10 protein-coding genes and 1 pseudogene are annotated in these 10,630 nt (G+C 66.0%); 9 read left to right on the top strand and 2 right to left on the bottom strand.

Annotation, left to right across the window (positions count from 1 at the left end):
* Positions 1–99 precede the first annotated feature (99 nt).
* The 8 genes from VW23_RS11180 (at position 100) to VW23_RS11215 (ending at position 6,659) form a co-directional block, all read left to right on the top strand.
* Positions 100–372, top strand: a complete 273-nt coding sequence (locus tag VW23_RS11180) for a DUF2312 domain-containing protein (protein WP_055883009.1) — start codon at positions 100–102, stop codon at positions 370–372.
* A gap of 199 nt (positions 373–571) precedes the next feature.
* On the top strand, positions 572–1,648 hold the full coding sequence (locus VW23_RS11185) for an ABC transporter substrate-binding protein (protein ID WP_084645942.1): 1,077 nt from the start codon (positions 572–574) through the stop codon (positions 1,646–1,648).
* A 128-nt stretch (positions 1,649–1,776) separates the two neighbouring features.
* On the top strand, positions 1,777–2,406 hold the full coding sequence (locus tag VW23_RS11190) for a hypothetical protein (protein WP_069909642.1): 630 nt from the start codon (positions 1,777–1,779) through the stop codon (positions 2,404–2,406).
* Positions 2,393–3,034 (top strand): hypothetical protein, encoded by a 642-nt coding sequence (locus VW23_RS11195; RefSeq protein WP_069909643.1) that lies wholly within the window; start codon positions 2,393–2,395, stop codon positions 3,032–3,034. Before VW23_RS11190 ends, VW23_RS11195 begins: the two co-directional genes overlap by 14 nt.
* On the top strand, positions 3,031–4,086 hold the full coding sequence (locus VW23_RS11200) for a FecCD family ABC transporter permease (protein WP_069909644.1): 1,056 nt from the start codon (positions 3,031–3,033) through the stop codon (positions 4,084–4,086). Before VW23_RS11195 ends, VW23_RS11200 begins: the two co-directional genes overlap by 4 nt.
* The gene (locus VW23_RS11205; protein ID WP_069909645.1) at positions 4,079–4,822 is read left to right on the top strand and encodes an ABC transporter ATP-binding protein; all 744 of its coding nucleotides are present in this window, start codon (positions 4,079–4,081) and stop codon (positions 4,820–4,822) included. Before VW23_RS11200 ends, VW23_RS11205 begins: the two co-directional genes overlap by 8 nt.
* Positions 4,819–6,123, top strand: a complete 1,305-nt coding sequence (locus tag VW23_RS11210) for a type 1 glutamine amidotransferase family protein (protein WP_069909646.1) — start codon at positions 4,819–4,821, stop codon at positions 6,121–6,123. The genes VW23_RS11205 and VW23_RS11210 overlap by 4 nt, the downstream gene beginning before the upstream one ends.
* The gene (locus tag VW23_RS11215; protein ID WP_069909647.1) at positions 6,120–6,659 is read left to right on the top strand and encodes a flavin reductase family protein; all 540 of its coding nucleotides are present in this window, start codon (positions 6,120–6,122) and stop codon (positions 6,657–6,659) included. Before VW23_RS11210 ends, VW23_RS11215 begins: the two co-directional genes overlap by 4 nt.
* A gap of 171 nt (positions 6,660–6,830) precedes the next feature.
* On the opposite strand, the gene VW23_RS11220 is transcribed toward VW23_RS11215, so the two are convergent.
* Positions 6,831–9,173 carry a bifunctional diguanylate cyclase/phosphodiesterase gene (locus tag VW23_RS11220; RefSeq protein WP_069909648.1) on the bottom strand — a complete coding sequence of 781 codons (2,343 nt, stop codon included), beginning with the start codon at positions 9,171–9,173 and terminating at the stop codon, positions 6,831–6,833.
* 301 nt (positions 9,174–9,474) lie between these two features.
* Between VW23_RS11220 and VW23_RS11225 the strand changes: the two genes are divergently transcribed.
* Entirely contained in the window at positions 9,475–9,711 is a 237-nt protein-coding gene (locus VW23_RS11225; RefSeq protein WP_069909649.1) for a hypothetical protein, read from the top strand.
* A 169-nt stretch (positions 9,712–9,880) separates the two neighbouring features.
* Here VW23_RS11225 and VW23_RS28955 read toward each other — a convergent pair.
* A pseudogene (locus VW23_RS28955) lies at positions 9,881–10,630 on the bottom strand (ATP-binding protein); the annotation flags it as partial.

Consider the following 10,630-nt stretch of genomic DNA (forward strand, 5'->3'; position numbering starts at 1 on the left):
GAAGCTAGGGGGCAAGCGATGTGGATTGCTGTCCGAATAGGCTTGAACCGGCGTTGACGAACGGGTTGAACGGGGGCCGAAACGAAGAGGAATTCGACTATGGCAACCGTCTCCCCCGATAGCGTCGCCCAGGACCAGATCAAGGCCTTCATCGAACGCATCGAGCGGCTCGAAGAAGAGAAGGCCGCAATCGCCGGTGACATCAAGGAAGTTTACGCCGAAGCCAAAGGCAACGGCTTCGACACCAAGGTGCTGCGCAAGATCGTCTCGATCCGCAAGCAGGACCATGCCGAGCGCATGGAGCAGGAAGCGCTGCTCGAGCTCTACCTCACAGCGCTCGGCATGGCGGCCGCACCGAGCGACGACGAGTAAGCGCCGGGCGATGACGCGTAAGCACCGCGTGTGAAACCGAGCGAAGGCCGCCCACCGGGCGGCCTTTCGCTATTCCGGGCCTAGGCGGCTTGCCGCAGCGGTTGGTTTTAACTTGACTGCAACGATCATCTTTGATTGATCCTGTAGCCGGGCTCAGCGCCGAGCCCCGGGTACACCAGACCTATCGAAGGAAATCACGATGCCGCTTTCATTCCGCGGGGCGATGGCCCTGGCGGTACCGCTGTCGCTTGCCCTGCTGTCGGCCTCCGCCGCCCTGGCCCAGACCAGCTTCGTCGATCAGGCAGGGCGCACGGTTACGCTCGACGCGCCGCCCAAGAAGCTGATCACCCTGCCGTCGGCCGCGCCGGTGGTCTATTTCGCCGTCGATGGCACGACCGAGCACATTGCCGGCACCGCGTCCGCCTCGCTCAACACCTTCAAGGGCGGTCTCTACGACGAGACCATCCCCGAGCTGATGCAGCTCGACGCGACGATGGCCGGCCCGGGCTTTGCCACCAATGTCGAAGCGGTGCTCGCCGCCGGCCCCGACCTGGTGTTCGAGGTCGTGCACAAGGAAGGCCAGATCAAGCAGCTCGAGGATGTGGGCCTCAAGGTTGCCGGCTGGAACTGCTGCACCGAGGAACAGCGCCGCGGCTACATCACCATGAGCGGCGCCATCGCCGGCAAGCCTGAGCGCGCCGCCATGCTGCTCAAGCTGCAGGACGATTCCAACGCCGCGCTGGTCGAGCACTTCAAGGCCGTCGAGCCCGCGAACTACGTGAAGATGCTCGAAGTCGACAAGATCGGCGAGCAGATCCAGGTGGTCGCCAACTCTTCGCAGAACTACGCGCTGAGCGGCGTGCAGAACCTCGCTGCCGATGATACCGGCGAGTGGTGGCGTACCATCGATGCCGAGCAGTTCCTGGTCTGGAACCCCGAGGTCATCATCATCCCGGCCTGGGCCACCGACCTGACGCCCGAGGCGTTCTACAACGATCCGCTGCTCGGTGGCGTCGATGCGATCAAGAACCATCGCGTCTACAAGGTGCCCAAGTTCAACCGCTCCCCCGATGCGCCGGAAGTGCACCTTACCGCGCAGTGGCTGGCCCGCATCACCCATCCCACCGACTTCGCCGCTGAGACCGCCTTCCGCGACACGCTGAAGACCACCTTCAAGGAGATCTACGGCAAGGACCTTACCGAGCCGCTGCTCGACAAGATCCTCGAAGTCGAAGCCAACAGCACCTCGACCGATTACGCCAAGATCCTCGGCTGACAAGGCTTTGATTTGGTCGCGCTTTCGAACCGGAAAAGTCTGCAACTTTTCCTGAAAACTCTCCAGTTCCAGCTCCGGCGCCGCAACGCGCCGGAGCTGTCCACATCTGCATCTATGGAGACTGCCCGGTGAAGGACATCGGCTATGTCTGCTCGGGCGATGGAGGTCAGGTCACGACCTTCGACGACTACCGGGCCTATATCGACGACATGATCTACGTGATGGAGCTCGACCGGGTCGACCTCCAGCAGTATCGCGCCATCGTCATCCCGGATTTCTCCAACCAGGAAGTGCTGGCGAGGCACGCCGGCAAGTTCGACGATTACCTCGCCAAGGGCGGCTTCCTCATTGCGTTCGAGCCCAGCCGGCTCGACCAATGGCTCACCATTGTCGACGTGCCGTGGTTCGAGCGCGGCACCAAGGACTGGAAATGGTGGATGAAGCCGGGCGGGCGGCTCGAGGTCTACCAGCCCGAGCCGAAGCACCCGATGGCCGAGGCCATCCCGGTGGCCGACATGTCGTGGCACTTCTTCGGCGCCTACCGGTTTTTCCCCGGTGCGCAGCCGATCCTCAACCTCGACAATGACGAGGGCTGCCTGATGTTCGACTACCGCCTGCCCGAAGGCGGCGGCCGGTTGATCTGCTCGACCATCGATCCTGTCGTGCATAGCGGGCGCCGCTTCATGCCGGCGACGACGCGCTTTCTGAACGGTTTCTTCCCCTGGCTGAAGGCGGAGGTGGCCCGTGAGCACGCCTGATCGCACCCGCAAGCTCCTCTACCTCCGCACCTGGGACGAATGGCGGCTCGACAATATCGCCAAGGCGCTGCCGTCGTACTGGCAGACCACCTTCCAGCCGATGCATGGCATGACCGAGGTAAGGCTCGCCGACTATCACGTGCTGTACTTCCCCAGCGCGCACGACCAGCTGTTCATGCTGACCCAGACGCAGCGGGTGCTCGACTATCTCGCCGGCGGCGGCAACCTGATCATCAACGGCACCTTGGCACGGCCGTGGCTGCCGTTCCTCAAGCCCTTCCAGGCGGTGCCGCCGCGGCCCTACCTCAACCTGATGATCCGCCCGCACACGCCGGGCAAGTATTTCGGCCGCATGGATTACGAGACCTATCACCGGCATGACGGCATCCTCGGGCAATATGCCCGCGGCTGGTCCGAGCCGCCTGAGGGCGCGCAGCTCCTGTCGATGATCGGGGCCGAGGACGACCTCCACCCGGTCGACTGGGTGTGGCGCTATCCCGGCGGCGGCAATGTGTTCGTCCACAATGGCGACTGCATCCACTGGTTCAAAAGCGCCCCCAACGACAAGCCCAACCTGATGCTCGATATCCTCGAGGCGATCATCGAGAGGCCCGAGGTGGAGCGATGAGCGCCGAAACCCTGCCGGCGGCGAGCCTGCGCAGCAACGCAGTGCCCGTCACTGCCGGCCTCGCGCTGGTATTGCTGCTGGTGATGACCTGGTCGGTGACCATCGGGCGCTACGACATCAACATGCTCGATGTCTGGATGATCCTCATCCACAACATCGTGCCGTTTGCCGATCCGCCCTGGACCGAGGTCGAGGCCAATGTGGTCGAGCTGATCCGCCTGCCGCGCATCCTTGCCGCCGTGGTGATCGGGGCAGGGCTCGCGGTCTCCGGCACGGCGCTGCAGGGGATGTTCCGCAATCCGCTGGTCGATCCGGGGATTATCGGGGTCACCTCCGGCGCGGCGTTCGGCGGCACGCTGGCGATTCTCCTCGTCGGCGGCGGCTATGTGGCGCTCGGCTCGGGCTTCGCCATTGGTCTTGCCAGCCTGTTCGTGGTGCGCCTCCTCGCCAGCATGAAGGGCCGCACCTCGGTGCTGACGCTGGTGCTGGCCGGGGTGATCGTTTCGGCGTTTTTCGAGGCGGCGATTTCGATCATCAAGCTGCTGTCCGATCCGCAGGAGAAGCTGCCGGCCATCACCTACTGGCTGATGGGCAGCATCGCTTCGACCAACTATTCCGACCTGCTGCTGCTGTGCCTCGCCGTGCTGCCAGCGATGGCGGTGATCTACCTGCTGCGCTTCCAGCTCAACATTCTGTCGCTGGGCGAAGACAAAGCCCGGGCGCTGGGCTCGCCCATCGAGCTGGTGCAGTGGCTGGTGCTGATCGCCGTCTCGGTGATTTCGGCCGCGGTGGTCGCGACCTCAGGCATTGTCGGCTGGGTCGGCCTCGTGATCCCGCATGTCGGCCGCGCCATCGTCGGGGCCGAGCATCGCCGGCTGCTGCCGGTCTCGGCGCTCTTGGGCGCTATCTACATGCTGCTGGTCGACGACCTGGCCCGCACGCTCACCACATCGGAAATCCCGATCGGCATCATCACGGCGCTGATCGGCGTGCCGGTCTTCGCCATCATTTTGAAGCGCCTGCAGACGTCGAGTGGCTGGACCAATGATTGAGCTCACCAATCTGGGCGTCAGCCTCTCCGGCACGACCATCCTCAAGGGCTATTCGCTCAAGGTCGCCAAAGGCAGCGTGCTGGCGATCCTCGGGGCGAACGGGGTGGGCAAGACCACCCTGCTGCATACGGTCATGGGCCTCAGGAGACCGACCGAGGGCGCGGTACGGGTCGACGGCAAGCTCGGCTTCGTGCCGCAGCTGTTCCAGGCCGCCTTCTCTTACTCGGTGATCGACATGGTGCTGATGGGACGGGCCCGGCGGATCGGGCTGTTCGGCTCGCCTTCGGCTGTCGACTACCGGGTAGCGCGCGATTACCTGAGCCGCATGGGGGTGCTCGAGCTCGAAAACCGCGCTTTCAACACGCTGAGCGGCGGGCAGCGGCAACTGGTGGTGATCGCGCAGGCGCTCTGCTCGGAATGCGATGTGCTGGTGCTCGACGAGCCGTGCTCGGCGCTCGACTACAAGAACCAGTCGATCGTGATGCAGAGCCTCAAACGGCTCAACAGCGAGACCGGCGTTACCATCGTCTTCACCACCCACGCGCCGCAGCACGGGCTGGAAGTGGCGAGCGAGGTGCTGCTGATGAATGGCGATGGCAGCTATCGCCACGGCCCCACCGAGGCGACGCTGACTGCTGGCCATCTCACCCAGCTTTACGGCGTTCCCGTCGACAAGGCGGAGTTCGTCGGCAGCAGCGTCTTTACCTTCGCACCGCGCTTCATCGAGGCTTCATGAGCAAACGCATCGCTTTCCTCACCTGGGGCAACGGCTCGCAGATCCGCAGCTTCCATGACTTCAACCACCTGCTCGACGACATGCTCTACCTGCGTGAGCTCGACCGGCACGATCTCAGCCAGTATGCGGCGGTAGTGGTTCCTGACGCGATGGACAGCGAAGCGGTGCGGGCCCACGCCGCGGCGCTCAACGCCTATGTGCGGCAGGGGGGCTTGCTTGTGGTGTTCGGCGGCGAGGACACGGCAGAGTGGATCGACGTGGTCGCGCTCGAGTGGAGGCCGATCCATGCGCGCGACTGGCTATGGTGGACCAAGCCGGGGACGAAGCTCGAGATCCATCAGCCTGAGCCCAGGCATCCAATCTGCGACAGCATTTCATTGCGCGACATGGGCTGGCACTGGTCGGGCGTCTTCGGCCTCCACCCGGCAGCGAAGAGCGCGCTCAACCTCGACGACGACAGCGCCAGCCTGTTCCTCGATTTCGACCAGTTGCCGGGCGGCGGGCGGCTGATCGTCACGACGCTGGATCCGCACGTCCATAATGGCGAGCGCTTCATGCCGGCCACCAAACGCTTCCTCGAAGGTTTCTACCCCTGGCTCAACCGCGAGCTCGGCATCGTGCGCGAAAAGCGCGGCTTCACCGTCACCTACCTGCAATGCCTGCACCACGAGACCGAGTGGGAGCCTGAGACGCTCGCTCCAAGCCTCGCGCCGGTCGGCGGCGTGACGCGCTTCCTGCCGCTCTACGAGCTCAGCGCCGCGGCGCTCGCCGGCAGCGACATCCTCTACATCCCGAACAACCAGGACCAGTTCTTCCTGAGGGAGAGGCAGGAGGTGCTGCTCGGCTTTCTCGCCAGAGGCGGGCACCTCATCATCAACTCCGAGCCGGCAATCGCCTGGCTGCCGTTCCTCGGCACTTTCGAAGCGGTGCCACCGCGCCCCTTCAGCAACATCAAGGTGCGGGTAAAGGACGATCCGTTCGGGTTCTTTGCCAACATGGACGAGGGGTTCGACGGCTGGTGCGGGATTTTTGGGCAGTATGCCCGCGGCTGGACCCCGGCGCCGGCGGGCGCGGTATGGCTGACCGAGGTCGGCCCGGCCGACGATCCGAAGCCGGCCGACTGGCTGTGGCAATACCCGACCGACGACGGCAAGGGCGGCTGGGTGTTCATGCATAACGGCGACAACATGGTGCGCTACCCCGACCATGGGCCGGCAGAAGCGGCGCTGGTCCGTGATATCTGCCTTGGACTGATGCGGCAGGTCAGCGGAGTGGTGCAGACGGTCGAGCGCGCGGCATGAAGCCGCTGGAGCCGGCCGTCGGCGATGCCACCGGCCTCAGGCAAGCCTTCCTCGATGCCATGTCGCGGGTGGCCTTCTCGGTCAGCGTGGTGACCACCGACGGTCCGGCCGGCCGCGACGGCGTCACGGTGACGGCGATGTCATCGGTTTCGCTCGATGCGCAGGGGCCGACGCTGCTGGTCAGCCTCCACAATGGCGGCCGGGCTGCCAAGGTGATCGCCCAGAATGGCAGTTTCTGTGTCAACGTGCTGGCCGACAGCCAGGCGCATATTGCCGAGCTGTTCGCCGGACGGGTTGGGTCGCGGGATGCCTCGGCTTTCGCAGCACTCGCTATCGAGACATCGCCGAGCGGCTTGCCGGTGCTGAGAGACGCGATTGCCAGCTTCGAGTGCCGGGTGCGCAGCATCGTGCCGGTCGACCAGCATCTGGTGATCTTCGGCCTCGTTACGGCTGCTGCCACGCGATCGGAGGCGGCGCCACTGCTGCATCGGCGGCGGGCGTATTGGGCGTTGGGTGAGGGGGTTGGGCCACGATAGCTCGCTGGTCGCATTCGTCGTGCCACATCGCCCCCTCACCCCTCTGGGGAGAGGGCCGGGGTGAGGGGCGCCAAGCACGCTGAGCATGGGTGGTGGGTGGCGCCAACCCTTCATTTGGTGCGCTTGGCGCCCCTCACCCTAACCCTCTCCCCCAGAGGGGAGAGGGGACGCCTAGCTCGCCTTGCGCACCTGCAACCCGACAAACGTGCCGATCGGCGCCGGGTAACCGAACAGAAAACCCTGCGCGGTGGCGCAGCCTTCGGCGCGGAGGAAGGCCAGTTCCTCGCGTCGCTCGACGCCCTCGGCGACCACCGGGGTGCCGAGATAGCGGCCGAGCTCGACGACGGCGTGAACAATCGCTGCCGATTGCGGGTTCCGGTCGAAGGTGCGGACGAATGACTGGTCGAGTTTGATGCGCGAGAACGGGAAGGCGCTGAGATGGGTCAGCGACGAGTGCCCGGTGCCGAAGTCGTCGATGGCGACCCGCACCCCGAGCCCTCGTACCTGCCGCAGCGTCGTCACCGCCCGCACCAGGTCTCGGACCAGTGCGGTTTCGGTCACCTCGATCTCCAGCCGCGCCGGACTGAGGCCCGTTTCGATCAGCACTTCGTGGATCAGCCGGGCGAAGGCCGGATTGTGGATCTGCGCGGCCGAGACGTTCACCGAAATGCTCAGTGGCACCCGCCAGCCGGCCGCCTCCGCGCAGGCGGTGCGCAGTACCCACTCGCCGATCCCGAGGATCAGCCCGTTCTCCTCGGCAATGGGGATGAAGATGCCGGGCGGTACCTCGCCGCGCTCCGGATGGCGCCAGCGGATCAGCGCCTCGAAGCCGGTGACGTCGCCGGTGATGAGGTCCACCTGCGGCTGGTAGGCGAGGTCCAGTTGTCCGGCATCGGCGGCATTTGCCAGATCATTGGCGACCAGTCGCCGGTCACGCAGCTCGTCGTTCATCGTTGCTTCGAACAGGCGATAGGCGCCGCGCCCATCCTGCTTGGCCCGGTAGAGCGCCATGTCGGCGGCCGACATCAGCTGCTCAGCACTCTCGGCGTCGCCGGGGAAGGAGGCAATGCCGATCGAGGCAGAGATCGAGGCGTCGTCCGCGGTGTCGGCGACGTCGTGCGCAAACGCCTGCAGCAGGCGCTGCGCCACGCGGTTGGCGGCGTCGAGGTTTTCCGTGGCGTTGAGCACCACGGCGAACTCGTCGCCGCTCAACCGCGCCGGATAGCCGATCTCGGCCACCTCGCGCTGCAGGATCAGCCCGACCCGGCGCAGGAGGGCGTCGCCGGCCGCATGGCCGTAGAGGTCGTTCACTTCCTTGAACTTGTCGAGGTCGAGACACAGCACGCTGCAGCTCTGCCCATCGCTGCGGGCGCGGTCGATGGTTTCATTGAGCCGCCGGCCGAAACTCACCCGGTTGGGCAGCCCGGTCAGCGCATCGTGATGGGCGAGGAAGCGGATATGCTCCTCGGCCTGCTTGCGGGTGGATACGTCGCGGATGGCGATGGCCCGCTGTCGCACGCCCTGGAATTCGATCTCGTGCGCCACCGCCTCGACCGGGATGTCGCCGCCGGCAACCCGCAGCCGCCCTTCGATGGTGGCGTTGGGCGAGCGCTCGAGCGCGCCACAGGCCTCGGCGTCGAGAAACCCGAGCAGTGGCTGACCGCTGGCATCGGCCTCGGAGCCGACCAGTTGGCGGAAGCTGCGATTGGTGGCGCTGATGATCCCCTGCCGGACGATGACGATGCCCTCGACGGCGGCGTCGGCCAGCTCGCGCATCCGTACGCTTTCGGCGCTGTGGCGCCGATCCCTGAGGTCGAGCAGGGTGCCGCCCATGGCGAGGCCGAGGATGATGGTCGAGGCGAGCGACAGCACCAGCCAGAGCCAGGTCGGCGTGCCCTCGGCAACGATCGCATAGCAGTCGGCGAAGCCGGCCGCCCCCATGGCGGTGAAGTGCATGGCGCAGATGGCGAGCGTCAGCAGGATCGGCGCACCGACGCGGCCGCGCAGCGTCGAGGCGCGGGCGAGCCACAGGGCGGCGGCGCCCAGCGCCATGCCGGTCAGGATCGACAGCGCGACCAGGTTGCCGTCCCAGACGATGCTGCCGCCGACGATCACTGCCGCCATGCCGGTATAGTGCATGACGGAGATGCCGAGCCCGACCACACCGCCAGCAAGAATCGAGTCGCCGGTCGAGGTGCCGATGGTGGCAAACCACAGCCCGCCGCCGACAATGGCGATGGCCAGCGACAGCGAGGCCAGCGTCGTCGGCAGGTCGTAGCCAACGGCAACCCCGGGGTGAAACGCCAGCATCGCGACGAAATGGGTGGCCCAGATGCCGAAACCGACTGAGACCGCGGCAACGCCCAGCCATACCAGCTGCAATCTGCCGGTCGTCCGTCGGGCGTGATGCAGCAGCGAAATCCCGGCGAAGGACGACAGCGCGCACAGCAACGCCGCCACGGCGACCAGCGCCAGGTCGTGGTTGTGCAGTAATGTGTCGATGACGACCTGCAAGACGCCCCCGGATACTTCAACATCGGCGATAGTTCGCGTCGCCGATGAACAGACGATTACCCGCTACTGCGAACGACGATCGGCTTGTCGGGTGGGTGAATCAGCCGTCTGGTGCACTGCTGGTAGAACTGCGTAGGCGTCGGGCAGGCCGCGGCAGTGGGCGGGGGCTGAAATGCCCCAGGCCCTTGATTCGTCGCGCTTTCCAACCGGAAAACTCTGCAACTTCTGCCGAAAACGCTGCTGAAGCGATGGAACGACAAGCCGGCCGGCAAGTTTTCCTGAAGGGCTTGCAGGAGCAGTTATGACGCAGCGCACGTTTGGGCCGGAGAAGCGCGACGGCCGATGGTATTTCTACGCCTATCTCGATGGACAGCAGGTCGAGTGGGGTCCGTATTCGAGCGAGGAGTTCGCCAAAGGGGCCAAGGACGCGATCGAGCGCCGGCTCTCGGAGGAGGATCAGGCGAGCGCACCGCAACCGGCGGTGGCTCCGGCTGCGGATGAGCCGGAAGAGCAGGATGCTCCGGCCGAAGGTAAGTAGCCCCACAGCCGGTGGTTGACTGACCCCCACCCTTGATCCCTCCCCCTAAACAAGGGGAGGGAGACGCTTCCTGAGATGTCAGTGTTCTGGTCTCCCTCCTCATGTTCAGGGGGAGGGGACAGCCCGCACCGCAATTGCGGTCAACGCGCCCGTGAAGCAATCCGGCCGACTACTCGGCGGCGGCCCGATCGTCGTAGTCGGGCGCATCCGGGTTGCCTGGGGCGGTTTCGGTGCTCAGATCGGGGAAGGCGACGATGCGCTGGTTGCGCAGGTCCATACGCACCACCAGGAGGCCGCGTTCCTCGAAATAGGCGAGGAGGCGCCTGGCGCGGCCGGTGGAGTGGGTGCCGTAGGCCCGCGCCAGCGCGGCATCGGAGGGGCAGGGCAGCCCCTCGAGCGCAGCCCGCGCCAGCACCAGGAACACCCCCTGCACATCGTCGGCGAGCTGCGTCGAGAGCGACAGCGCCGTCTGCCAGGTCTCGGACTGCGCCGTCTCCTCGGCAACGCCGGCCCGCACCACGGCAAGCTTGCGACGGAACGCCGGCAGCGCCAGCGCCTCGCCGGGGACGCGCCGGATGCGGCAGCGGACCAGGAAATCCTGGTAAAGCACGGCGACCGACCGATAGGCCGCGTCGCGATCCTCAAGCAGTTCGCGGACCACGTCGTCGATGGCGCGATCGCGCTCGGCGATGTCGACCGGGGGCTCGTCGGCACGCGGCGGCTGTGGCACCTGGGTGCGCACCAGCTGGGCGAGCAGATCGTTGGTCGAGGGCGGGGGTGGCGGTCGCGGCCGGCGCACCGGGCGTGCCGCTTCCGGAACCGGCGCCAAGATCAGGTCCACGGCGTCGATCGACGCATCCGGCCTCGGCATCAGCTTGGGGCTCGACGAGCGGGCCGCGGTTTCCACCGCACCGCTCAC

The sequence above is a fragment of the Devosia insulae DS-56 genome (genome assembly GCF_000970465.2).
GTDB lineage: Bacteria > Pseudomonadota > Alphaproteobacteria > Rhizobiales > Devosiaceae > Devosia_A > Devosia_A insulae.

Coding starts and splice junctions, on each gene's coding strand:
- VW23_RS11180 (WP_055883009.1), top strand. CDS start 100: ATGGCAACCGTCTCCCCCGATAGCGTCGCCCAGGACCAGATCAAGGCC.
- VW23_RS11185 (WP_084645942.1), top strand. CDS start 572: ATGCCGCTTTCATTCCGCGGGGCGATGGCCCTGGCGGTACCGCTGTCG.
- VW23_RS11200 (WP_069909644.1), top strand. CDS start 3,031: ATGAGCGCCGAAACCCTGCCGGCGGCGAGCCTGCGCAGCAACGCAGTG.
- VW23_RS11205 (WP_069909645.1), top strand. CDS start 4,079: ATGATTGAGCTCACCAATCTGGGCGTCAGCCTCTCCGGCACGACCATC.
- VW23_RS11210 (WP_069909646.1), top strand. CDS start 4,819: ATGAGCAAACGCATCGCTTTCCTCACCTGGGGCAACGGCTCGCAGATC.
- VW23_RS11215 (WP_069909647.1), top strand. CDS start 6,120: ATGAAGCCGCTGGAGCCGGCCGTCGGCGATGCCACCGGCCTCAGGCAA.
- VW23_RS11225 (WP_069909649.1), top strand. CDS start 9,475: ATGACGCAGCGCACGTTTGGGCCGGAGAAGCGCGACGGCCGATGGTAT.